The sequence below is a fragment of the Stenotrophomonas sp. 112478_Sma genome (assembly GCF_056479905.1).
The window spans coordinates 3,491,914-3,514,568 of the sequence record NZ_CM151072.1 but is presented as its reverse complement, the minus strand read 5'-3'; the positions used below and the strand labels follow the sequence as shown (position 1 = coordinate 3,514,568).

Below are 22,655 nucleotides of genomic sequence, written 5' to 3'. Positions count from 1 at the left end.
CGCCGGGCCATGCCCGGCGGCTCCTCACGGTGCGACGGTCTTCAACCGCAGTACCGGCAACCCGGTTTCGCCGTGCACATCCTCGCGTTGCGGCAGGTCCTGCACGGCGTCCTTCACCGCGTTCAAGGCTGGGTCCACGCCGCGCAGCGGATGCCACATGCCGATCCACTGGAAGTGGCGCTCGTAGCGCAGGGTCTGTGCGCTGCCCAGCCACAGTGGCGTGTCGCCCGGCTGCAGCTGCACGGCGGCCGGCCACAGGCGCAGCACGTAGCGCTCGTCCGGACGCGCCCCCTGGCGCACCATCAGCAATGCTTCCACGCGCGTGTCCAGCGTTGCCGGCAAGACCGGCAGCTGCTCCGCACCGGTGTCCTTGTCCAGCATCAGCAATGCTTCCTGCCAACCGGCCTGCTCCTGCAGCGTCCAGCCACGTGCCTCCAGCTGTGCCTGCAACGGGGCCAGGGGACCGGCGACCTGCACATCGAGCGGCCAGCGCTGGTCATCGTCGAACTCGTTGCGGCGCGCCGGCAGCGCGGACCAGTCGTGCTGCCACCACGCCTGCATATCCATCGCCTGCGCGGCGGGCAGGGACGGCTCGAAACGTTCCAGCTTCACCGCGATGTTGCGCGGCGCATACCACATCGCGGCAACGGCGAAGACGCCGTAGAAAAGCCAGGCGACCGGTTTGACCCAGAACGACCGGTTGAACCGGCGGCGGTAAGCAATGCCCAGCACCAGCAGCCAGAACGTGCCGAACAGCATGCCGCCGATCACATCGCTCAGCCAGTGTGCGCCCAGATACAGGCGCGAGAAGCCGATCAGGCTGACCACGATGCCCGATACGAGGTACGGCCAGACGCGGGTGCGGCCGGGCATCTCGCGCGCGATCAGGACCGCGAAGAAGCCGAAGGTGATGGTGGCCATGGTCACCGATACCGACGGGAAGCCGAAGCCGCTGCTGGCGTCGACCGGGCGGACCACATCCACGGTCGCGCCGAGCAGCAGCGTCAGGGCCAGGCCGAAGGCGAGCGCGGCCAGCCAGTGCGCCGCAGCCATCCAGCGCCGGCGCCAGATCAGGTAGCCCATCGCCGCGGCGGTGGCCGGCAGCAGTACCGGCCATGCGCCGAGCGAGGCCAGCGCCGCCATCGGGTAGTCGGCCAGCGGGTTGCGCAGCGCCAGCATGGCCTGGTGCACCAGCAGATCGACCGCAAGCGGTTCACCGTGTGCGACCACCAGGGTGAGCAGTGCGAACCAGCCCCAGCCGAGCAGCAGCAGCATCAGTGCCAGCATCGCCAACGGCACCGACTCGCGCCGCTTCGGGTCGAGCACGCCGACCGTGTAACGGCCCAGAGTCGGATGGCGGTTGGACCAGTCGAGCAGGCGCGACAGCCAATGATCCATGCGCGCGGCGGACCAGCGGTAGCCGTACAGCACGATCGCCCAGACCAGGCTGAGGATCACCGCGAGCAGGCCGACCACCACCACCAAGCGACCTGCCACGGCCGCGACCGCGTCATAGGCTTCGCCCAGGATCCAGCCTGGCGCCAGGAACAGCACGGCCCAGGAAATGCTGGCGATGCCGCTGGCCTGCATGTAGCGGCTGGCGGGCATGTTCATCATGCCGGCGATGGCGGGGACGAACGGCCGGATCGCGCCGACGTAGCGGGCCACCAGAATGCTCTTGAAGGCATTGCGGCGGAACAGGTTCTCGCCACGGTCCAGCAGTTGCGGGTAGCGGCTGAACGGCCACACGCCGCGCAGGCGATCGCCCCAGCGGCGGCCGATCCAGTAGCTGATGCCGTCGCCCGCGAACGCACCCAGCGCTGCCGCAGCGACGGCGTACGGCCCGGAGATCTGGCCAAGGCCGATGAACACGCCCACGGCGAACAGCAGGGGCAGTGCGGGCACGATGGCGCCGAGAATGATGACCGCATCGCAGAACGCGATCAGAAAAATGACCGCGCCCGCCAGCACGGGATGAGCGGCAATCCACGCGAGGGTGGCGTCGATCCATGAAGAGTCCATTGCCCGATTATAAAGGCGTGAAGGTGACTGGTTCCCAGCCGCTTGCCGACCGTTTGCCACCGTCGGCATCGCCTAGAATGGCGCCATGCCGCATTCGCCAGACGTCCCACCACATGCATTGAAGGCCGATAGCTTCGGCCGCATCCTTCGTATGGAGGGCCCCGACGGGCTGTTCGTGCGCCGCGATCTGGGGGCGACGCCGCTGTGGCTGCGCCTGCCGGCGTGGTGGCTGGCGCGGCGCGAAGCACGCGCGCTGCGCCATATCCACGGCATGGCCGATGTCCCGCAGCTGATCGATTGGGATGGCCGCCACCTGGATCGCAGTTTCATGGCCGGCGATGCCATGTACCAGCGCCCGCCGCGCGGCGACCTCGCCTGGTTCCGCGCCGCGCGGCGCCTGCTGCAGCAGTTGCACCGGCGCGGCGTCGCCCACAACGACCTGGCCAAGGAGGCCAACTGGCTGGTCACCGAGGATGGTCGTCCGGCGCTGATCGACTTCCAGCTGGCGGTGATCGGCAATCCGCGCTCGCGCTGGATGCGCCTGCTGGCCCGCGAGGATCTGCGCCATCTGCTCAAGCACAAACGCATGTACTGCCGCGAGTCATTGACGCCGGTGGAGAAGCGCGTGCTCAAGCGCACGTCGTGGGTACGCGAACTGTGGTTCGCCACCGGCAAGCCGGTCTACCGCTTCGTCACACGGCGCATCCTGCACTGGGAAGACAACGAAGGGCAGGGGCCGAAGCCGTGAGACGGTGGAACGTAGTGACCACGCTGCCGAGCGCGGCCAGCGTCCTGCATCCGCAGCTGGCGGGTGCGGGTTTAGTGCATGCCTGCCGCGTCGCCACCCATCGACAGGGGCGCAGTGCACTGCAGGCCTATCGCGACATGGCAGCGACGGTCCCCGCGTGGTTTGACGGGCTGATGGCGCTGCGCAACCAGGGCATGCGCCTGCTCGGGATGAAGGATCTGGGTTCGCTGCGTGCGGTGCAGGCTGCGCAGCATCCGAGTCCCGGGCAGCGGCTCGGCATTTTCACCCTGCAGTCGCTGCACGATGATGCCATCGTGCTGGAGGATGACGACCGGCACCTGCACGTGCAGCTGGCGCTGCAGTGGCAGGGTGACACGCTGGAAGTGGCGACGGTGGTGCATACGCACAACGCGTTCGGGCGCCTGTACATGCTGCCGGTGGACCCGATGCACCGGCTGATCGTGCCGCATCTGCTGCGCAGGCAGGTACGCGCGTACGGGTAGGCCGGGCCCGGCGGCACCCGGCGCCACCGGAGCGCTAGGGCGTTGCCGGCACCAGCTGCTGGCCAATGAAGTTCCGCTTGGCATCGAAGTCATAGCCGATCTGCAGCTGCCCCACATCCGGGCAGGCATGGCAGTCGCGCAGCGGCGTGCGGTACAGCAGGCGGATACCGCCGCCTTCCAGTGGTGCGGTGCCTGCGGCCTGCGCCGGTGCGAACGGCGTCGCCTGCGGGTTGGCCTTCAGCACTGCCTGCACAGTCGGGTCGGCGCGCAGCGCATCGTCCAGCTGCACCGCATCGACATCGATGCGCTTGCCGCCTGCATCCACCAGGCGCGTGCCTTGGTTGGTGTTGGCGCGGAAGGGATATTCAACCGTGGCCACGCCCAGTCCGTCATGCTCATGCCACGCGCTGACATAGGCCAGTTCGCCGCCGGTGGAAAGCTGCTCGGCGGCCGTGATTGCATCCGAGCTGGCGCCGCCGCTTCGCATCGCATCGCGCAGGCAGTCGCGCGTCGCCGCATCGCCTCCCTGACGGCAGGCGTTGAGATCGCCGTCCCACACCACCGCCTCGCTCCAGCGCATCCGGCCATCGGTCGCTGCCTTCTCCGCGCTGGGGGTGTCCGTGGCGACAGGTTCCTCGCCGGGCTCGGGCGAGCTGCCCTGGCAGGCGGTCATCAGGGCGAGTGCGAGGGCAGGCAGCAGCAGACGGGAACGGCGCATGGCGTGGACCTCGTGCGTTGACTGGAGGCCCGAGTATCGTCAAGACCGGGTGAACTCCGCGTCGGCGCGGCATACTAGCCGCTCATTGCATACGCTGGAGTCTGGAACGTGGGCAGTCTGCAGGGCAAGACCCTTTTCATCACCGGTGCCTCGCGTGGCATCGGCCTGGCGATCGCGCTGCGTGCCGCGCGCGATGGTGCCAACGTGGCCATCGCGGCCAAGTCGTCGGTGCCGAACCCGAAGTTGCCGGGCACCATCCACAGCGCAGCCGATGCGGTGAATGCGGCCGGCGGCCAGGGCCTGGCGTTGAAATGCGACATCCGCGAGGAAGAGCAGGTGCAGGCGGCCGTCGCCGCTACGGTCGATACCTTCGGTGGCATCGACATCCTGGTCAACAATGCCAGCGCGATCTGGCTGCGCGGCACGCTGGAGACACCGATGAAGCGCTTCGACCTGATGCAGCAGGTCAATGCGCGTGGCAGTTTCCTGTGCGCACAGGCCTGCCTGCCGTACCTGCGGCAGGCCCCGAATCCACACATCCTCACCCTGGCGCCGCCGCCGAGCCTGGAACCGAAGTGGTGGGGTGCGCATACCGGCTACACGCTGGCGAAGATGGGCATGAGCTTCGTCACCCTCGGTCTTGCCGCCGAGTTCGGGCCGCAGGGCGTGGCGGTCAATGCGCTGTGGCCGCGCACGGTGATCGCCACCGACGCCATCAACATGATCCCCGGCGTTGACGCGGCGGGATGCCGCACGCCGCAGATCATGGCCGATGCCGCGCATGCAGTGCTGGTACGCGAAGCCGCGGGTTTCCACGGCCAGTTCCTGATCGATGACGAGGTGCTGGCACAGGCCGGCATCACCGACCTGTCCGGCTACGCGGTGGATCCGTCGCGGCCGCTGGTGCCGGATCTGTTCCTCGACTGATCCGATGCGAGTGTCATGATCGGCCAACTGCGATAGAATTCGCGGCTGTAATCGTTTTCAACAAGGATGTGCGTAGATGCTCCGTCGTACCACTGCAGCGCTGCTCGCTGCCTCGTTGTCGCTTGCCCTGGTCGCCTGTGGTGGCAAGCCGTCCACTTCGCCCGGCACGTCCGACAAGACCGATGCCGCGCCTACGCAGGATGCCCAGCAGCAGCTGACCGCCAAGCTCAACGCCTATATCGGCTGCTTCAACGCGGTCGATTCCGAGGTGCATGGCAGCGCCCGCGCCTACACGGGCTGGATCAAGGATCTGGAGGCCGGTCCGAGCGGACGCGAGACCCGTGTGTACGGACCAAGCGAGATCGACGACTACGACATGAAGCAGTGCGACGCACCGATCACCGAGGCGATCGCGGCCCAGCCCGCGCTGCCGGAACTCGATGCGGCGGCTGGCCGCTACCTGCAGGCGCTGAAGGCACTGGTGCCGGTCAGCCATGAGGCACACGACTACTACGAGCGCCAGGATTACGAGGACGACCAGTTCGCCAAGGGCAAGCAGCTGCACGCGCCGCTGATGGCGGCGTTCAAGGCCTTCGCCGGCGCCAGCGAAACGTTCAACGTTGAACTGGAACGCCAGAACGATGCTGCCCAGCGCGAGCACCTCAAGGCGCTGGAACAGGCCGAGGGCCGCACCCGCGAGTACTACCGGCTGGCGATGATGCTGGAAGCGAAAGCGATCATGGACCTGATGGGCGACGACGATTTCGATCCGGCGCAGGCCGATGAACGGCTGCAGGCCTTCAATCGCATTTCCGACGAAGCACATGCCAAGGTGGCCGATCAGGAGCCGGGCAAGCTGGACTGGAACAGCTTCGAGCGCGAAGCCGAGAACTTCCGTCGCGAGGGCAAGGAGCGCCTGCAGCGGGTCAGCAGCAAGACCCCGTACAACGACTTCGAGCGGCGCATGCTGGATTCGCCGTCGATGGCCCCGCGGGGTTCGGCCGGGCGACTGCTGCATGTCTACAACGTGCTGGTGTTCCAGAGCAACCGGCAGTAGATCCGGGTGACAGTCCAGTGTGCCGACGCACTGGTCAGTGCCAGCAATCAGATGCGCTAAGGCGGGAGCGGCGGCAGGCTGCTCACCGCCCCGCGCAGGTACGGGTCAGCGGTTGAAGGCTTCCGGCAGCGCGTTGCCGCAGGCCCGGCAGTGGCGTGCATCCGGTTCGTGGCCTTCCAGCCCGCAGTGCGGGCAACCCCGGGCATCGCGGCGTGCCGCCAGCTCGGCCTCGCGCATGGTGCTGGCCAGTTCAGCGGTGTAGATGCCGGTGGGCACGGCAATGATGCTGTAGCCGATCAGGATCAGCACGGACGTGACGAAGCGGCCGAGCACGGTCTGCGGCACGATGTCGCCGAAGCCGACCGTGGCCATGGTCACCACCGCCCAGTACATGCTGGCAGGAATGTTGCTGAAGCCATTCTCCGGTCCTTCGATCACGTACATCAGCGCGCCGGCGATGATGGTGATGGTGATCACCGTGAACAGGAACACCAGGATCTTCCGCCGGCTGCGCCACAGTGACTGCATCAGCACGCCGCTTTCCTCGATGTAGCGGGTCAGCTTGAGGATGCGGAACACGCGCAGGATGCGCAGTGCGCGCACCACCAGCAGGCTCTGCGCGCCGGGGATGAACATCGACAGGTACGCGGGCAGGATCGAGAGCAGGTCGATGATGCCCCACACGCTCACGGCATAGCGCAGCGGGCGCTTGACCACCGCCAGCCGCAGCAGGTACTCGGCGGTGAAGATGAGGGTGAAGCCCCACTCGAGCACGTACAGGCTGGTGGACCACTCGGCGTGCAGGTGCTGCACGCTGTCGATCATCACCACCAGGATGCTGGCGATGATGGTCACCACCAGCAGCAGGTCGAAATTGCGCGAGGGCCGGGTATCGTGCCGGTAGATGATGTCGAACCACTGGCGGCGCCAGCCGGTTTCGGTGGCGGGGTTCAGCTGGGGGGCGGAGAACGGTCGCATGGGCGCATTGTGCCGCAGGGGTTCCGGCGCGAGAATGGGCATTCCTGAATCCTGCCGACTGCCATGACCGCCGCGACCGACCCGCTGATCTCCCTTTCGCACTACTACCTGCCGGTCTACAAGCCTCGCCAGGTGGTGCTGGAGCGTGGCCAGGGCGCCCGCGTGTGGGACAGCCAGGGCCGTGAGTTCATCGATCTGGCGGCCGGTATCGCCGTGTGCGGCCTGGGCCACAACGACCCGGATCTGGTGGCGGCACTGGTCGAGCAGGCCAGCAAGCTCTGGCACACCAGCAATGTGTTCTACAGCGCACCGCCGCTGCACCTGGCGGAAGAGCTGGTGAAGGCCAGCCGCTTCGCCGAGCGCGTGTTCCTGTGCAATTCCGGCGCCGAAGCCAATGAAGTGGCGATCAAGATGGTGCGCAAGTGGGCCTCCAGCCAGGGGCGGCCGGCTGACAAGCGGGTGATCATCACGTTCCGCGGCAGCTTCCACGGCCGCACCCTGGGCGCGGTGACCGCCACCGCCCAGCCGAAGTACCAGGAAGGCTATGAGCCGCTGCCCGGTGGCTTCCGCTACATCGACTTCAACGACGAAGTGCAGCTGGAAACGGCGATGGCTGCGGGCGACGTGGCGGCGGTGATGCTGGAGCCGGTGCAGGGCGAGGGTGGCGTGATGCCGGCCAAGTCCGGTTTCCTCAAGCGCGTGCGCGAGCTGTGCGACCAGCACGGCGCGCTGCTGGTGCTGGATGAGATCCAGGCGGGCATGGGCCGTACCGGCACGCTGTTCGCGCACTGGCAGGATGACGTGGTGCCGGACATGGTCACCCTGGCCAAGGCGCTGGGAGGCGGCTTCCCGATCGGCGCGATGCTGGCCGGCCCGAAGGTCGCCGAGACCATGCAGTTCGGTGCGCACGGCACCACCTTCGGTGGCAATCCGCTGGCTGCTGCCGTCGCCCGCGTAGCGCTGCGCAAACTGTCCTCGCCTGAGATCGCCGCCAATGTCAGCCGCCAGTCGAAGGCGCTGCGCGATGGTTTCGCCCGCATCAGCGAGGAATTCGGCGTGTTCAGTGGCGTACGCGGTCGCGGCCTGATGCTGGGCGCGGTCCTGGCCAAGGACTTCGCCGGGCAGGCCGGTGCCATCCTCGATCACGCGGCCGAACACGGCCTGCTGACCTTGCAGGCCGGTCCGGACGTGCTGCGCTTCGTGCCGTCGTTGAACATCACCGACGAAGAAGTGGCCGAAGGCCTGAAGCGCCTGCGTGCCGCTGTTGCAGCGTTCGTCGCCGCACGCTGAAGCCTTGGCGCTGACCCCGTTGCCGCGGAATCGCTGTAGAGCCGAGCCCATGCTCGGCTCATCTCCACGTCAGGCAACAGCAGCCGAGCATGGGCTCGGCTCTACAGCGGTCACGTGATCCGGTAGCGCTTCAACACCTTGCCCAGCCCACGGCCATCGTGCACCGTTTCCGCGTGCAGCCCAGCGGCGCGTGCGCCGCGCACGTTGGCGAACAGGTCATCGACGAACAGCGTGTGCGCAGGCGCTGCATCAAGCATCTCCAGCGTGCGCAGGAACACCTCCGGCGCCGGTTTGCGCAGGCCGAAATCGGCGCTGCAGAACACGCGACCCAGCAGGGCAGGGAACAGCTCCGGCAGCAGGGAAGGCAACGCCTGCTTCATCAGCGCGCCATTGTTGGTCAGCACCGCCATCGGCAGCTGCAGGGCCCGCAGCCGTTGCAGGACTGCGCGCTGCGGATGGCTCGCGGCTTGCCGCGCTGCGGTCCAGGTGTCCACGTCGATGGTCCTGTGCAGAAGCTCTCCCAATCGCGCCAGATAGGCCGGGCCGCCCAGCAAGCCATTGTCATGCGCGGCTTCCAGCCCGCTGTCGTACAACGCGGCCTGCACGGCCTGCGTCGGAACCCCCAGCGCCTTCGCCAGATGCAGCACGCGTTGCGCGCGCTGGTAATGCACCAGCACGCCGTCTACATCCAGCAGCAACAGGTCGATCCGCATCGGCCGAGCATGCCATTGCGGCAAGTGTGCGGGAAACCCTGGAGTGGGCATGCGACAGACGGTCGCAGACGCGGCCACGGGGGGCTGCCTAGAATGGCGCTTGAATCCGCAGGAGAGGCAACGATGAAGGCTTGGATGGTGGCAGTGGGACTGGGCGCGCTGATGCTGGCGCCGTCGGCGATGGCGCGTGTGTGTGCGGTAAGCATCGACAGCACCGACCAGATGAGCTTCAGCAGCCGCGAGATCAAGGTCGCCGCCGACTGCACCGCCGTGGATCTGACCCTGCGCCACACCGGCAAGTTGGCCGCCACTGCCATGGGCCACAACTGGGTGCTGACCCGCAGTGCCGATTACCAGCCGGTGGCGATGGCGGGCATGCGCATGACCCTGGCCGACAGCTACCTGCCGAAGGCCGACAAGCGCGTGTTGGCGCACACCAAGGTGATCGGCGGCGGCGAGACCACGCGCGTGCGCTTCTCTACCCAGGGCCTGCAGAAGGGCGGTGACTACACCTTCTTCTGCTCGTTCCCCGGCCACTTCGCGATGATGAAGGGCACGTTCGTCTTTGGTTGATGCCGTTTGCAGCGTCGCACCATGCTCGACTGCTCTTTTCCGCGCTGCGTACGATGAGCCGGGCATGGCTCGGCTCTACACGTTGCAGTAGATCCACGCCAGGCGTGGATACGGTGCAAGGCAGTGCCAACCAAGGTTGGCGCCCGCCATGGGCAGGGCTCAGCCCTTGGCGGCCTTGAACGCCACGCGTGCAGCGGCCAGCGTCGCTTCGATCACCGCATCGTCGTGCGCACTGGACAGGAAGCCGGCCTCATACGCCGACGGCGCCAGGAACACGCCCTGGTCCAGCATGGCGTGGAAGAAGCGGTTGAACGCCGGAATGTCACAGGCGGTGGCCTGCGCATAGGTCTCCACCTTCTCGCTGGTGAAGAACAGCCCGAACATCGCCCCGACCCGGGTCGTGGTCACGGCCACTCCGGCGTCTGCGGCCGCAGCTTCCAGGCCCTCGCACAGGCGTGCGGTGCGCTCGGCCAGGTCGGCGTGGAAGCCGGGCTGCTGGACCAGTTCCAGCATTGCCAGGCCGGCCGCCATCGCCACTGGATTGCCGCTGAGCGTGCCGGCCTGGTAGATCGGGCCGGCGGGGGCGATCTGCTGCATCAGGTCGCGGCGACCGCCATAGGCGCCCACCGGCATGCCGCCGCCGATGATCTTGCCGAAGGTGGTCAGGTCCGGCGTGATCCCGTAATGCGCCTGCGCGCCGCCGAGCGCCACGCGGAAGCCGGTCATCACTTCATCGAAGATCAGCAGTGCGCCGTGTTGCGTGCACAGCTCGCGCAGGTGCTGCAGGTAGCCGTCGCGTGGCGGGATGCAGTTGGCGTTGCCCACCACCGGTTCGATGATCAGGCCGGCGATCTCGCTGCCCTGTGCCTCGAACACTGCGGTGGCGGCCTCGAAGTCGTTGTAGGGCAGGGTCAGGGTGAGTTCGCTCAGGCCTGCTGGAACGCCCGGCGAGGTGGGCACGCCAAGGGTCAGCATGCCGCTGCCGGCCTTCACCAGGAACGAGTCGCCATGGCCGTGGTAACACCCTTCGAACTTGACGATGCGGTTGCGACCGGTGGCACCGCGCGCCAGGCGGATCGCCGACAGGGTCGCTTCGGTGCCGGAGTTGACCATCCGCACCATCTCGCAGGACGGCACCAGGCGGGTGATGGTCTCGGCCATGGTCACTTCGGCGGCGCACGGCGCACCGAACGAGAGGCCCTGTTCGACGGCCTTCTTCACCGCCTGGCGTACGGCCGGATGATTGTGGCCGACGATCATCGGACCCCAGGAACCGACATAGTCGATGTAGCGGTTGCCGTCCACGTCGTACAGGTAGGCGCCATCGGCGCGCTCGACGAAGAAGGGCTCGCCGCCGACCGACTTGAACGCGCGGACCGGCGAATTGACGCCGCCCGGCAGCAAGTGCTGGGCACGGGAGAACAGGGCGTGGGACTGGTCGTGGTTCATCGGGTTTCCTGGGTGTTACCGGAACTGGGCGAGGTAGGCGCGCTGGGTGGCGACCGGGTCCGGTGCGGCATAGATGCCGCTGACCACGGCCACCAGGTCGGCGCCGGCCTCGATGAGGGGACCGACATTGTCCGGCGTCAGGCCGCCGATCGCCACCCGCGGTACGCCCAGTGCGGCGCTCTGCCGCAGCAGATCGATGTGGGCACGGCTGGTGGTGATCTTGGTGGTGGTCGGAAAGAAGGCGCCGAAGGCCACATAGCTGGCGCCAGCGCCTGCGGCGGCCTCGGCGTTGGCCAGCTGGTCGTAGCAGGAGGCGCCGATGATGGCGTCGGCACCGAGCAGGGCGCGCGCGCTGGCGATGTCGCCGTCGGTACCGCCCAGATGCACGCCGGCTGCGCCCACGGCCCGGGCCAGTACCGGGTCATCATTGACGATCAGCGGCACGCCGTGCTCTGCGCACAGCGCCTGCAGTGCGGTGGCCTGTTCCAGCCGCAGCGCGTCGCTGGCGGTCTTGTTGCGGTACTGCAGCCAGGTGGCGCCGGCGGCCAGCAAGGGCGCGGTGCGGGCCAGCAGGCGTGCGGTGTCGGGCTCATCCGGGGTGATGAGGTAGACGCCACGGGGCGCCGGGGAAGCAGAGGTCATCGATGGCTACCGGTGAGTGGACCGCGATGGGACAATGGCGGCCCGTGAATTCAACCCCGATTATCCGATGAGCGACGCCACCCCCACCACCCTGCGTACCTGGATGTGCGTGGTCTGCGGCTTCCTTTACCACGAGGCCGACGGCCTGCCGGAAGAGGGCATTGCGCCGGGCACGCGCTGGGAAGACATTCCGGACACCTGGACCTGCCCGGACTGCGGCGTCACCAAGGCCGATTTCGAGATGGTCGAGGTCGATTGACGGACGTGGGGCGGGCCGCAGGTCCGCGCACCGACCGCCTCAATGCAGCCGTGGCATCGGCCCGCCCAGATCGATCAGCTTCTCGCGCAGCCACTGCGCGTCGCTGGCCTCGGGATTGCGCTTGAGGTACTGCCCCAGATCGTGCCGGGCTCCCGTCAGGTACTCCAGCTGCAGGTAGGCCAGGCCCCGGTCGCGCAGGGCGTCGTCCTGCTCCGGCGCCAGCTTCAGCAGGCGGTCGGCACTGCGCGCGGCACGGTCCCATTCACCGGCCTCGGCATACACGCCGTGCAGGTTGCGCAGCATCCGCATCAGGATCGCGCGGGACGGTGCCGGATCGAGAATCTGCGCCAGCACTTGGTCGTCGGGCATCTGCCCGCCCAGATGTGACTTTGCGCGCTCCCGCAGTTCGTCCACATCCAGCGGCCGACCGCCGTTGAACGGGTCCATCACCAGGACACCGTCATCCACCGGCAGGCGCACCAGAAAGTGGCCGGGGAAGGACACGCCGTCCAGCGGAATGCCCAGCCGCCGCGCGACCTCCATCTGTACCAACGCCAGCGAGATCGGATTGCCGAGCCTGCGCTCGAATACCTGGTTGAGATAACTGTTGCGCGGATCGTAATACTCGTCGTGGTCCCCGCTGTAGCCCAGTTCGTCGAACAGGTGGCGATTGATCGCGGCCATTTTCAGCGGACTGCGCTCGATGCTGTCCACTTCGGCGCGAAGGTGGTCGACATGGCTCTGGATCAGCGCGTCGTAGGTGGACGGCTGCAGATCCGGATATTCATCGCGCGCGATCAGCAGCGCGGTCGGCAACAACGGCAGCGCCTCGTCTTCGAGGTCGGCCAGTGCATCCCAGTCGGGGAGTGTGATCCGGTCCGGCATGGTCACAGACTGGCGGCAATCGCAGACGGATTCAAGCGGTGTGGCGTGAAAAATCCAGGGGGCAGATCCCGTCCGCGTGCGAAAGGGATCCGACCCCGACCGGGGTGCCGGCCGGCCGCCGGGCCCCGTGGGCCTACTTCTCGATGCCCGGGCCGAAGGTCAGTTCGGTACCATCCTTCAGCTTGAGCTTCTCGGCCTGGCCGGCGTTGAGTTCCAGCACGTACCGGGCCGGGCCGCCGCTGGGATAGGGCGGGCACATGTCGCCGGCCGAGCAGGGCGGCACGTCGCGCTGCTGGCTCACCAGCCTGCGCTGGCTGTCGAAGTACAGGATGTCCAGCGCGATCTTGGTGTTCTTCATCCAGTACGCCTGCATTTCCTCGCGGTCATGGATGAACAGCATGCCGTGGTCAACGGGCATCTGGTCGCGGAACATCAGCCCGCGTGCGCGGGTCTCATCATTGGTTGCCAGCTCCACGTGGTAGCGGGCGCCGTCCAGTTCGACCCAGTGACGGGCCGCATCGGTGGCACAGCCGGCCAGGGCCAGCAAGGGAAGCATCAGCAGCGAACGCAGCAGCGACATCGTCAGGATCCTTCGCGTGAGGGTCAGAGCACGACCGGCGGTTCGCCGCCGATGATCACCACGTCGGCACGGCGACGGGCAAACAGGCCGACGCAGACCACGCCCGGCAGCTGGTTGAGTTCGCGCTCGAGCTTTTCCGGATCGGTGATCTGCAGGTTGTGGATGTCCAGGATCTGGTTGCCGTTGTCGGTGACCACGCCCTCGCGCCAGGTCGGCTGGCCCCCGGTCATGTCGCGGATCTGCCGGGCCACCAGGCTGCGTGCCATCGGAATCACTTCCACCGGCAGCGGGAACCTGCCCAGCACCGGGACCTGCTTGCTCGGGTCGACGATGCAGACGAAGCGCTCGCTGGCCTCGGCAATGATCTTCTCGCGGGTCAGTGCAGCGCCACCGCCCTTGATCAGGCACTTGCCGGGATCGCACTCGTCGGCGCCGTCGACGTACAGCGACAGGTTGCCGGTGTGGTTCAGCTCGATCACCTCGATCCCGTGCTGCTTCAGGCGCGCGGTGCTCTGTTCCGAGCTGGACACCGCACCCTTGATGCGATGCTGGATGCGCGCCAGCGCATCGATGAAATAGGCGACGGTGGAACCGGTGCCGACACCGACGATCATGCCGTCTTCGACGTACTCGATGGCTTTCTCGGCGGCCAGGCGCTTGGCTTCGGACATGGGAGGAACTCTCAGCAGGGAATCAGGATTTCTTTTCCAGCGACAGCAGCAGCTTCCACTGCGCGGCGGTCACCGGGAACACCGACAGGCGGTTGCCCTTGGCAACCAGCGGGAAGCCCTCGCCCAGCGCTTCAGCGTGCAGCTTGATCTCGTCCAGCGCGATCACCTGCCTGAGCTTGCGGTCGAAGGCCACGTCCACCAGCATCCAGCGCGGGTTCTCGCGCGTGCTTTTCGGGTCGTGGTAGTCGGATTTCGGGTCGAACTGGGTATCGTCCGGGTAGGCCGGGCTGGCGACCGTGGCCAGGCCGACGATGCCGGGGACCTTGGTATTGGAGTGGTAGAACAGGATGCCGTCGCCGACCTGCATGCCATCGCGCATGAAGTTGCGCGCCTGGTAGTTGCGTACCCCGTTCCACGGCTCGACCTTGACCCGGGCCAGGTCATCGATGGAGAAGGCGTCCGGCTCGGACTTCATCAGCCAATAGCGCTTGCGGGCGGTCATGCGTTCACGGGGGCAGCGGAGGGGAACAGGGTGCCGGCTTCGGTGCAGATCGCATCCACCGGCACGTCCCACGACGCCACCGGCAAGGACTCGACCTGCTGCACCGCGAAGGCAGCACCGACCAGCCAGGGCGGCGCCGGCCGGTCGTGGCGGAAGGCGAAGCTGCGATCATACCAGCCGCCCCCCATGCCCAGCCGCCGGCACTGTGTGTCGAAACCCACCAGCGGGGTCACTACCAGCGCCATCTGCGCCGGTTCCAGCGTGTCTTCCACGGCCACGTCCGGTTCCGGAATGCCGTAGCGGTTGCCGGTCAGGGGCTGACCGGGCCGCCAGGGCGCGAAGCGCAGCGTGTCGCCGGCCAGCACCGGCAGGCAGTAGGTGAGTCCATCGGGCAGCTGCAGCTGCCAGCGATGCAGCGCGATCTCACCGTCCAGCGCCCAATAGCCGGCAACGTAGCCGTGAAGCGGCGCAAACGGCAACGCCAGCAGCCCATCGGCAAGGACATCGGCGGCGGCGATGCGCTCGCTGGCGGAAAGGTCGCGGCGGCGTTGCCGCAGGTCGTGGCGCAGGGCCTGGCGCGGGTCGGTCATGGCAGCGTGCGGCAAGGAACAGCCGTCATTGTGCCGGAAAGAACAAGGGCGACGCCCGAAGACGCCGCCCTTGCTGGAATATTGCATTCTCCGCAATGTCGATGCATGCGAAACGACCTTGAACCCGGGGGCTCAAGTGGGAACGCTGGAGAACCATCGGGCTTCCCGCTACAAGGCGGACCTGCACTCCCGGCGCTGTCGCGCTCCCGGTGTCGTTCTTAAGGGACAAGGCGAATGTTTGCACATGCCGTCGAGTACCGCAGAGAACGCAGGGCCATTATAGCGGCCGGTCCTGATCTGGATAGGCCGTTCGTCGGCAACAGTCCGTGCCAATTCAGAAATGAGAAGACGCGTGTCGCGCGATCTGTCAGGGATTGCCGTCGATGGCGCGGTCCAGCCGCCGGTTCAGGTCGGCCAGCGTCTGCTGCAGGGCCACGGCCTGGCGGGCGTTCTCGTCACGCAGCAGCTGCAGTTCATGGGCCAGATTCAGTGCCGCCAGGACCGCGATGCGGTCGACCGCCGCCATGCGGTTGCTGCCACGGATCTCGCGCATCCGTGCGTCGAGCAGGCGCGCGGCCGCCATCAGGCTGTCGCGTTCATCGGCACCCACGCCGACGGTGTACTCGCGGTCGAGGATGCGGACGCTGACCGGTTCGGCGCTCATGTGTGCTGCTCCAGGGATTTGAGCCGGCTGATCATCGCTTCCACCCGCGAGCGCGCCTGTTCGTTCTTGGCCAGCAGCGTCGAGCGCTCGGCGACCAGCTGTTCCTGCTGGTGGCGCAGGCTGCGGTTCTCTTCGGCCAGGCGCTGGTTGCGTTCAAGCAACGCTTCCACGCGGGCGGCGAAGTCCTGCAGCTGGGCAAGGGGATCGGCGGGTTCCATGCAGGCACGATAGGCAAGCCGGGTCTGGGCGGTCAAGCGCTGTCGCAGCAGGCCCCGATGGCCACGGGGAGGTCGCTATCGGGTTGCTACACTACAGGGCTCACGGGCGCGCGCGTGCGCGCTCGGGGTTTCCTTCTCCGAACGAGCCGCACGATGACCGAACTTCCCTCCGTCGACGACGTTTCCCGCGCCAGCCAGGACCTGGGCCTGGGCGCCACCGCTGCCGAGCTGCATGGCGGCCTGTGCGGCTGGCTGGCCGCCGGTGGAGCTCCCGGCAACGACTGGCCGGCGCGTGTGCTGGCCGACGACAGCCTGCCGCCGGTGGCGGCCGACAGCGCCCTCGGGCAGTTGTTGCAGGCCACCATCAAGCAGCTGGAGGACCGCGATTTCGCGTTCGAGCTGCTGCTGAGCGACAGCGAGGACGTGGCTGCGCAGGCCGACGCCATGTTCAGCTGGACCCGCGCCTTCCTGGGTGGATTCGGACTGGGCAGTGGCGGCCGTCGTCCGGCCCTGTCCGAAGAGGGCGAAGAGGCGCTGACCGACATGGCCAGCCTGGCGCGTGCTTCCAGCGAGGATTTCGAGGCGGGTGGCGAGGACGACGATGAGGCGCTGTCGGAGATCGAGGAATTCATCCGCGTGGCGGTGCTGCTGCTGCACGGCGATGTGGTGCTGGCCGCGCGCCACCGGCAGCGCCTGAACTGATGGACATCAAGCAGCGCACCGGCATCGCGGCCGGCGAGTACAAGCGTCGTCGCCGGCAGCTGATGGACATGGCCGGCGAAGACGCCATCCTGGTGCTGCCCGCCGCGTCCGAGAAGGTGCGCAGCCTGGATACCCATTACCCGTACCGGCAGGATTCGGACTTCCAGTACCTGAGCGGCTTCCCGGAGCCGGAAGCCGTGCTGGTGCTGATTCCCGGGCGTCGTCACGGCGAGGCGATCCTGTTCTGCCGCGAACGCGATGCCGAGCGCGAGGCCTGGGACGGCAGCCGCGCCGGCCAGGAGGGCGCCGTGGCGCAGTTCGGCATGGACGATGCCTATCCGATCGATGATCTGGACGACATCCTTCCGGGCCTGCTGGAGGGACGCTCGCGCGTCTACTACCACTTCGGCCGTGATGCGGACTTCGACCTGAAGCTGATCGGCTGGGTCAACCGTGTCCGCTCCCAGGTGCGCCACGGTGCGCAGCCGCCGCACGAGTTCTTGGAGCTGGGCCACCTGCTGCATGAGCAGCGCCTGTTCAAGTCCGGCGCGGAGGTGGCGCTGATGCAGCACGCCGCCCAGATCAGCGTGCGTGCGCACCTGGCAGCGATGAAGGCGGCGAAGGCGGGCATCCATGAGTACGAACTGCAGGCCGAACTGGAGCGCGTGTTCCGTGCCAGCGATGCGGTGCCGGCGTACTGCAGCATCGTCGGCGCCGGCCGCAACGGGTGCATCCTGCACTATCGCGACAACAACGGGCGTGCGCGCGACGGCGAGCTGGTGCTGATCGATGCCGGTGCTGAGTACCGTGGCTACGCCAGCGACATCACCCGTACCTTCCCGGTGAACGGGCGCTTCAGCGCCGAGCAGCGCGCGCTGCATGATCTGGTCGGCCAGGCCCAGGCGGCGGCGCTGGCCCAGGCCCGGCCCGGCGTACCCTACGAAGCCGGCCACCTGGCGGCGGTGCAGACGCTGACCGAAGGCCTGCTGCGGCTCGGCCTGCTGAAGGGCACGCTGGAGAAGAATCTTTCCGAAGGCCTGTACCAGCGTTTCTACCGGCACAAGACCGGCCACTGGATCGGGCTGGATGTGCACGACGTGGGTGACTACCGCCTGGCCGGCGACTCGCGGCTGCTGGAGCCTGGTATGGCATTCACCATCGAGCCGGGCCTGTACATCGGCGTGGACGATACGACGGTGGAGCCGCGCTGGCGTGGCATCGGCATCCGCACCGAGGACGATGTGCTGATCACCGACGATGGCCATCGCGTGCTGACCGAAGGGCTGGCGCGGAGTGCGGACGAGATCGAAGCGGTGATGGCGGGTTGAGGGTTGCCGGCAGGGCTTGCAGCCCTGCACCCGCAGACGCAACAGCTGGAGCAACAGCAACAGCGGGCTATCCGTGGGATGGCGGGGCACTGTGGGTTTGCGGGGACGCCGTGAATCCATCCCTGGAGGCTTGGTCGCCGCATCCATGCGGCTCACACCCCGCAAACCCACAGTGCCCCGCCTTCGACAGGTTCACGCGGCTGTTGGTGGGGGCCGACCGTTGGTCGGCACATCTGTCAGATATCGAATGAATCATCCACGCATGGCGTGGATCTACCGGTAATTGCGGCTGCTGGTAGGTGTCGACCTTGGTCGACACAGAGCGAGCGCAGCGAGCGACCCGCTTTTGCTTTTCTTTCTTCTTTTCCGTGGTTGGATGCGCGCAGAAGACTGTCAGAGGTGGGGCGGGGGGGCATGCAGGGACGTACTTGCAGCGTCCCCTGCATGGCCTACCCGCCCCGCCAAGCGCGCATCACGCATGATGCCAGTCGACTAACAGTCGACTCTACCTTTGAGGCCAACCACGAGGGGCTCAGCCGTTGGCTGCCGCAAACTCCGGTCGCGTCAGGTTGTCCGCTTCGCCATCGGTGCACAGCACTTCGTCCTCGATGCGGATGCCGCCATACGGACGGAAGAAGTCCACGCGCTCCCAGTTGATCGCATCGCCATGGCCGGCGTCCTTGACCTCGTTCAACAGCATGTCGATGAAGTACAGGCCCGGCTCGATGGTCACCACCATCCCCGGTTCCAGCACGCGGGTCAGACGCAGGTAGGGATGACCCGCCGGACGTTCGATCCGGCCGCCTTCGTCGCTGGCGGCGAATCCGGCCACGTCATGCACCTGCAGGCCGATCAGATGGCCGATGCCGTGCGGGAAGAATGCGGCGCTGACGCCGGTTTCCAGCGCGGTCTGCGGCGATACCCTGATGACGCCGAAGTCCTTCAGAACGCCCATCAGCGACAGATGCGCGTCCACGTGCAGCGTCCTGTAATCAACGCCCGGGCGCACCGCCGCGCACATCTGCTGCTGGGCGGCATCGACGGCAGCGATCATCGCAGCGAATTCGTCGTGGCCGTGCGCCGCGTAGGTACGGGTGATGTCGCTGGCGTAGCCGTGCGCGCTGGCGCCGGCATCGATGAGGAAGCTGCGCAGCGGCTGCGGTGCCTTGCGGCCCAGTTCGGTGTAGTGCAGAACGGCGGCGTGCTCGTTCAACGCCACGATGTTGCCGTAGGGCAGTTCATTGGCGTCCTGGCCCACCGCCTGGCAGTACGCCATGTGGATGCTGAACTCGTCGGCACCGTTGCGGAACGCGGCTTCGGCGGCGCGATGGCCGCGCACGCCCAGCACCTGTGCCTGGCGCATCAGGGCGATTTCGTAGGGCGTCTTGCTGCCACGGTGCCATTCCAGGTAATTCACCACCGCCGGAGGATTGTTCGGCACGTGGCTGCCCAGTGCGCTCTGCGGCTCACCCAGGATCGCGCAGCGCGACGGATCGGCCGGCAGCAACGCCAGCGCTTCATCCGGCGTGCGGATGATGTGGATGTCGAAGTGCTCCACCCACCAGCCGCTCGGCGCGTCCGGCACTACGTGCCAGTAATCGAACGGCTGATGGAAGATCACCACCGGCCGCTTGCCGGGCGTAAACACGATCCAGCTGTTGGGCACGCGCGTCAGCGGCAACCATGCCTTGAACTGCGGATTCACCGCATAGGGATAGTCGCGATCATCAAAAACCTGGTAGTGCAGGGTGCCGCTGGGCACCACGAGGTGATCAAAGCCGCCGCGCGCCAGCGCCTGCTCGGCGCGTCGGCACAGCACGGCCAGGTGATCGGGATACAGGGCGCCGGGGTCTTGCTGGATCATTGCGGTGGCTCGACACGGAAACGGCCCTAGATTCTGCCGCATACCGGCAGAAACCGCTGTGCCGGAACCGGCAGTCAGTCCGTCGAAAGCGGTCCTTCGTCGCTGTCTTCGCCTACCCACTGCCGCAGCAGCTGGCGGTGTTCGCGTGACAGGGTGAGGAACCGGAAGCCCACCCAGCTCTGTCCCGGGGCGTGCGCCGGCTCGCTCCACAACAGGTGCACGCCCACGTCGATGGCTGCCTGCTGGCCATCGCCCAGCGGCAGCGGGAAGCGGAACTGATACAGCGCGTCGTCGCGCAGCGCAGTGCTGGCCAGCATCAGCATGCCGGTTTCGGACACATTGCCAAGGCGACCGACCACGCAGTCGCGCATCTGGTCGGTCACCGGCACCAGGTCCGACACCTGGCGTCGGGGGGCGCGGCGGGTGTCCTGCGGCGGCGTCATGCTCATGCGGGGGTGTCCTGCGGGTTGCGGCCGGCAAGCGCACGCAGGGCGCCCAGGCTGGCCTTCCAGGCGCGGTCGACCAGCCGGCCCTTGTCTTCGGTGACCAGATGCGCACGCCCAGCGCTGATCTGCCGCGCCAGGCTGTCGAGGTCGGTTTCGGCAATCTTCTGCCCGCGCGGATTGACGAACAGCACATGGCCGGTCAGCAGGCTGTACCAGGACAGGCGCTGGCGGCGAAGCGTGCCGTCGCCGTTGTCGATGTCGAACCAGCTGCCGAAGGGCAGGGAGCACAGCTGCTCGTAGGCGGCCTCCTCCGCACTGCTGCGTGGCGCGGCAGGGGCGGACGCACTGCGGCTGTCGGTGTGCTCGCCCAGCCGGGCGCGGGCCTTCAGCCGCGCGCTGAGTTCGGTACGCGACGTGCTGTCGTCCTCGCCCCCGGGCGTGGCCAGGCGACGGGCCACCGCTGAGGCTTCCTCGGCGTGATAGCCCACCTGCAGCAGCGCGGCCTCCACATCGGCGGCCAAGGCGCCATCGGTGCCATCGACGCCGTTGGCGGCGGTTGCAGTAACGGCCGCGATGCGCTCGGTCTGCTGCAGCCGCTCCTGCCACTGGGGCGAGTCCTCGCCATGGCGCAGCCGGGTCAGGGTCAGCGCGTCGGACCAGGCCTGGCGCAGCAGGGTCTGGACGAAGCGCGGCGGCTGCTGCGTGCTGCAGCACTGCTCGATCTGGGCGCTGGCCTGGCGCCGCGCGAGTTCCAGGCGCTCCCTGCCGCGCGCGGCTTCGACGTGGCGGCGTTCGGCCAGTTCGGCGCGATGGGCGGCCGCGCGCTGGTGCTGCTGCACCTCTTCGTTGGCAGCAGCGAAGGCTTCCGGCGTGCGTGCATCCTCGCCGAGCAGGCTCTGCACGCTCTGTGCCATGCGCTGCAGAAACTGCGGATCGACGTCGTCGTCCCCCAGCCAGCGGGCACCGGCTTCGGCGATATGGTTGAGCAGCTCGCGCGCAGGATGCTCGTCGCGTACGAAGAAGCCCGGATCGGCCATCGCTGCACGTGCCAACGGTACCTGCAGGCGCGCCAGCAGGGCGGCGGGCACCGGGTCCGGGCGCTGCTGCTGCTGGATCTGCTGCATCAACAGGCGCAGCAGGTCCAGGTTGTCGCGATCATGGCTGCCGATCTGCGCATGCGGGCCATGCTCGCTGCGCAGCTGCGCGACCACGGCGGCCTGCAGGTCGACCACACCGGTAGCGGCGCTGGCCTGGTTTTGCAGCCTTGCCAATACCGCATCGACGGCAGCAGTCGGTACCGCAGGCGCGTCTGCCGCCGGCGTGGTACGCGCGCGCTGCAGCAGGTCGTGCAGCAGGGTGCCGGTGGCGGTGGTCAGCCCGGGGGTCGCTGCAGCGGATGCGGAACCGGACTGGAAGGCATCCTGCATCAGGGTCGACCAGGAGCCGGCAGGCAGGTTCTCGCCCCAGCCGGTCATGGGGGCCGCCGCGCGCCTGGCTGGCTGCGTGGCACGGCCGCCAGCGACGGACTGGGTGATGATCCTTCGCGTACTCGACGAGCGGGCCAGATACGGGGTGTAGACCAGGCCCGGCAGCACGCCCTGCTGGGCGAGCAGGGCATTGGCCCGATCAAGCAGGTCGCCCAGGCGTTCCAGCACCTGGCGCTCGAAACTGCGATACAGCGCCAGCTGCACCTCTGCCCCGAGGCCATCCTGTTCGGCGACCCTGCGCACCATCGCGCACAGCGCCTGCGGTGCCAGCGGAAGGGTATCGGCTTCGAACGCAGGCGCCGCAGCCAGCACGCCCAGGCGCTGGCCGAGCAGGTTCAGGGCGTTGGCCGAGCGCTGCGTCTCGCGCCGGACCATTTCGGTGAGCAGCAGGTCGCGGTCGACCTCGTGCTCGTCGACCAGCGACAGGCCGATCGTGCCCGGCAGTGCGGGCGGTGGTGCTGCTGCCGTGAAGGCGGTCGGTTCGCGCAGCCGCGCCAGTGCCTCGGCCACCGCATCGAGCATGCGCTCGCTGAAGTGGCCGGCGAAGGCATGCAGTTGGCTACGCTGCGCCATCAGTTCAGCCTGCTGCTGCGGACTGCGCGCGCGGTCGGCATCGTGCAACAGGAGTTGTTCCAGCGCTTCGACGGTCAGGATCAGCGGCGCGGTCAGTGCCTGCCGGCACAGGCCGGTCAACGCCCCCAGCAGTTCACGTACCCGCGGTGGCAGGTCGGTGCTGGCCAGGCGGGCAGCGTCGGTGGCGGAGAGGGAGAAGACAGCTGACATCGGCGTGCGGTACCCGGATTCCCGCGGAGCGATCCTGTGAATCTACCGTGTCGGCC

The 22,655-nt window shown here is 67.6% G+C and carries 25 protein-coding genes and 1 other RNA gene; 9 read left to right on the top strand and 17 right to left on the bottom strand.

Annotation, left to right across the window (positions count from 1 at the left end):
* Positions 1-24: 24 nt before the first annotated feature.
* Positions 25-2,022: a bifunctional DedA family/phosphatase PAP2 family protein gene (locus ACZK08_RS16015; protein ID WP_065181701.1), complete on the bottom strand. Its 1,998-nt coding sequence runs from the start codon at positions 2,020-2,022 to the stop codon at positions 25-27.
* A gap of 85 nt (positions 2,023-2,107) precedes the next feature.
* Here ACZK08_RS16015 and ACZK08_RS16010 point away from each other — a divergent pair, with 85 nt between their 5' ends.
* Both ACZK08_RS16010 and ACZK08_RS16005 read left to right on the top strand, forming a co-directional pair.
* Positions 2,108-2,770 carry a serine/threonine-protein kinase gene (locus tag ACZK08_RS16010; RefSeq protein ID WP_065181700.1) on the top strand — a complete coding sequence of 221 codons (663 nt, stop codon included), beginning with the start codon at positions 2,108-2,110 and terminating at the stop codon, positions 2,768-2,770.
* Positions 2,771-2,784: 14 nt separating this feature from the next.
* Positions 2,785-3,273, top strand: coding sequence for a DUF2867 domain-containing protein (locus ACZK08_RS16005; protein ID WP_428992319.1), 489 nt, complete (start codon positions 2,785-2,787; stop codon positions 3,271-3,273).
* A gap of 34 nt (positions 3,274-3,307) precedes the next feature.
* Here ACZK08_RS16005 and ACZK08_RS16000 read toward each other — a convergent pair whose 3' ends face one another.
* Positions 3,308-3,991, bottom strand: coding sequence for a hypothetical protein (locus ACZK08_RS16000; RefSeq protein ID WP_065181698.1), 684 nt, complete (start codon positions 3,989-3,991; stop codon positions 3,308-3,310).
* 108 nt (positions 3,992-4,099) lie between these two features.
* On the opposite strand from ACZK08_RS16000, the gene ACZK08_RS15995 reads away from it, so the two are divergent.
* Together ACZK08_RS15995 and ACZK08_RS15990 are read left to right on the top strand one after the other, a co-directional pair.
* Entirely contained in the window at positions 4,100-4,918 is an 819-nt protein-coding gene (locus ACZK08_RS15995) for an SDR family oxidoreductase (RefSeq protein WP_065181697.1), read from the top strand.
* Positions 4,919-4,994: 76 nt separating this feature from the next.
* Positions 4,995-5,975 (top strand): YiiG family protein, encoded by a 981-nt coding sequence (locus ACZK08_RS15990; RefSeq protein WP_065181696.1) that lies wholly within the window; start codon positions 4,995-4,997, stop codon positions 5,973-5,975.
* Between the two features lie 105 nt (positions 5,976-6,080).
* On the opposite strand, the gene ACZK08_RS15985 is transcribed toward ACZK08_RS15990, so the two are convergent.
* Positions 6,081-6,953, bottom strand: coding sequence for an ion transporter (locus ACZK08_RS15985; protein WP_053519846.1), 873 nt, complete (start codon positions 6,951-6,953; stop codon positions 6,081-6,083).
* Between the two features lie 63 nt (positions 6,954-7,016).
* Here ACZK08_RS15985 and ACZK08_RS15980 point away from each other — a divergent pair, with 63 nt between their 5' ends.
* The gene (locus ACZK08_RS15980; RefSeq protein WP_065181695.1) at positions 7,017-8,243 is read left to right on the top strand and encodes an acetylornithine transaminase; all 1,227 of its coding nucleotides are present in this window, start codon (positions 7,017-7,019) and stop codon (positions 8,241-8,243) included.
* Positions 8,244-8,353: 110 nt separating this feature from the next.
* On the opposite strand, the gene ACZK08_RS15975 is transcribed toward ACZK08_RS15980, so the two are convergent.
* Positions 8,354-8,956: an HAD-IA family hydrolase gene (locus tag ACZK08_RS15975; RefSeq protein ID WP_065181694.1), complete on the bottom strand. Its 603-nt coding sequence runs from the start codon at positions 8,954-8,956 to the stop codon at positions 8,354-8,356.
* 123 nt (positions 8,957-9,079) lie between these two features.
* Between ACZK08_RS15975 and azu the strand changes: the two genes are divergently transcribed.
* Positions 9,080-9,529 (top strand): azurin, encoded by a 450-nt coding sequence (gene azu, locus ACZK08_RS15970; RefSeq protein ID WP_050509801.1) that lies wholly within the window; start codon positions 9,080-9,082, stop codon positions 9,527-9,529.
* A gap of 159 nt (positions 9,530-9,688) precedes the next feature.
* Here azu and hemL read toward each other — a convergent pair whose 3' ends face one another.
* Both hemL and thiE read right to left on the bottom strand, forming a co-directional pair.
* The gene (gene hemL / locus ACZK08_RS15965) at positions 9,689-10,978 is read right to left on the bottom strand and encodes a glutamate-1-semialdehyde 2,1-aminomutase (RefSeq protein WP_065181693.1); all 1,290 of its coding nucleotides are present in this window, start codon (positions 10,976-10,978) and stop codon (positions 9,689-9,691) included.
* 15 nt (positions 10,979-10,993) lie between these two features.
* Complete coding sequence (gene thiE, locus ACZK08_RS15960; protein ID WP_065181692.1) at positions 10,994-11,620, bottom strand: thiamine phosphate synthase; 627 nt, start codon at positions 11,618-11,620, stop codon at positions 10,994-10,996.
* Between the two features lie 34 nt (positions 11,621-11,654).
* Between thiE and ACZK08_RS15955 the strand changes: the two genes are divergently transcribed.
* Entirely contained in the window at positions 11,655-11,879 is a 225-nt protein-coding gene (locus ACZK08_RS15955) for a rubredoxin (RefSeq protein ID WP_053519835.1), read from the top strand.
* A 39-nt stretch (positions 11,880-11,918) separates the two neighbouring features.
* On the opposite strand, the gene ACZK08_RS15950 is transcribed toward ACZK08_RS15955, so the two are convergent.
* From ACZK08_RS15950 to ACZK08_RS15915, 8 genes are all read right to left on the bottom strand, one after another.
* Positions 11,919-12,764, bottom strand: coding sequence for a SirB1 family protein (locus tag ACZK08_RS15950; RefSeq protein WP_053519834.1), 846 nt, complete (start codon positions 12,762-12,764; stop codon positions 11,919-11,921).
* Positions 12,765-12,897: 133 nt separating this feature from the next.
* Positions 12,898-13,344: a DUF192 domain-containing protein gene (locus ACZK08_RS15945; protein ID WP_053519833.1), complete on the bottom strand. Its 447-nt coding sequence runs from the start codon at positions 13,342-13,344 to the stop codon at positions 12,898-12,900.
* A gap of 23 nt (positions 13,345-13,367) precedes the next feature.
* The gene (gene rpiA, locus ACZK08_RS15940) at positions 13,368-14,015 is read right to left on the bottom strand and encodes a ribose-5-phosphate isomerase RpiA (RefSeq protein ID WP_065175077.1); all 648 of its coding nucleotides are present in this window, start codon (positions 14,013-14,015) and stop codon (positions 13,368-13,370) included.
* 22 nt (positions 14,016-14,037) lie between these two features.
* The gene (locus ACZK08_RS15935; RefSeq protein WP_053519831.1) at positions 14,038-14,517 is read right to left on the bottom strand and encodes an EVE domain-containing protein; all 480 of its coding nucleotides are present in this window, start codon (positions 14,515-14,517) and stop codon (positions 14,038-14,040) included.
* Entirely contained in the window at positions 14,514-15,107 is a 594-nt protein-coding gene (locus ACZK08_RS15930) for a 5-formyltetrahydrofolate cyclo-ligase (RefSeq protein ID WP_065181691.1), read from the bottom strand. Before ACZK08_RS15930 ends, ACZK08_RS15935 begins: the two co-directional genes overlap by 4 nt.
* A gap of 83 nt (positions 15,108-15,190) precedes the next feature.
* Positions 15,191-15,376: non-coding RNA, 6S RNA (ssrS, locus tag ACZK08_RS15925), on the bottom strand.
* Between the two features lie 98 nt (positions 15,377-15,474).
* Positions 15,475-15,771, bottom strand: coding sequence for a cell division protein ZapA (locus ACZK08_RS15920; RefSeq protein WP_053519829.1), 297 nt, complete (start codon positions 15,769-15,771; stop codon positions 15,475-15,477).
* On the bottom strand, positions 15,768-15,989 hold the full coding sequence (locus tag ACZK08_RS15915) for a TIGR02449 family protein (protein WP_005410898.1): 222 nt from the start codon (positions 15,987-15,989) through the stop codon (positions 15,768-15,770). Before ACZK08_RS15915 ends, ACZK08_RS15920 begins: the two co-directional genes overlap by 4 nt.
* A gap of 153 nt (positions 15,990-16,142) precedes the next feature.
* Here ACZK08_RS15915 and ACZK08_RS15910 point away from each other — a divergent pair, with 153 nt between their 5' ends.
* Positions 16,143-16,691: a UPF0149 family protein gene (locus ACZK08_RS15910; RefSeq protein ID WP_053519828.1), complete on the top strand. Its 549-nt coding sequence runs from the start codon at positions 16,143-16,145 to the stop codon at positions 16,689-16,691.
* 5 nt (positions 16,692-16,696) lie between these two features.
* Positions 16,697-18,019: an aminopeptidase P N-terminal domain-containing protein gene (locus ACZK08_RS15905; RefSeq protein WP_111186809.1), complete on the top strand. Its 1,323-nt coding sequence runs from the start codon at positions 16,697-16,699 to the stop codon at positions 18,017-18,019.
* 532 nt (positions 18,020-18,551) lie between these two features.
* On the opposite strand, the gene pepQ is transcribed toward ACZK08_RS15905, so the two are convergent.
* The 3 genes from pepQ to ACZK08_RS15890 form a co-directional block, all read right to left on the bottom strand.
* Positions 18,552-19,883 carry a Xaa-Pro dipeptidase gene (gene pepQ / locus ACZK08_RS15900; RefSeq protein ID WP_065181689.1) on the bottom strand — a complete coding sequence of 444 codons (1,332 nt, stop codon included), beginning with the start codon at positions 19,881-19,883 and terminating at the stop codon, positions 18,552-18,554.
* A 74-nt stretch (positions 19,884-19,957) separates the two neighbouring features.
* On the bottom strand, positions 19,958-20,332 hold the full coding sequence (locus ACZK08_RS15895; protein WP_065175725.1) for a PilZ domain-containing protein: 375 nt from the start codon (positions 20,330-20,332) through the stop codon (positions 19,958-19,960).
* Positions 20,329-22,599: a DUF1631 family protein gene (locus ACZK08_RS15890; RefSeq protein ID WP_065181688.1), complete on the bottom strand. Its 2,271-nt coding sequence runs from the start codon at positions 22,597-22,599 to the stop codon at positions 20,329-20,331. Before ACZK08_RS15890 ends, ACZK08_RS15895 begins: the two co-directional genes overlap by 4 nt.
* Between the last annotated feature and the right edge of the window lie 56 nt (positions 22,600-22,655).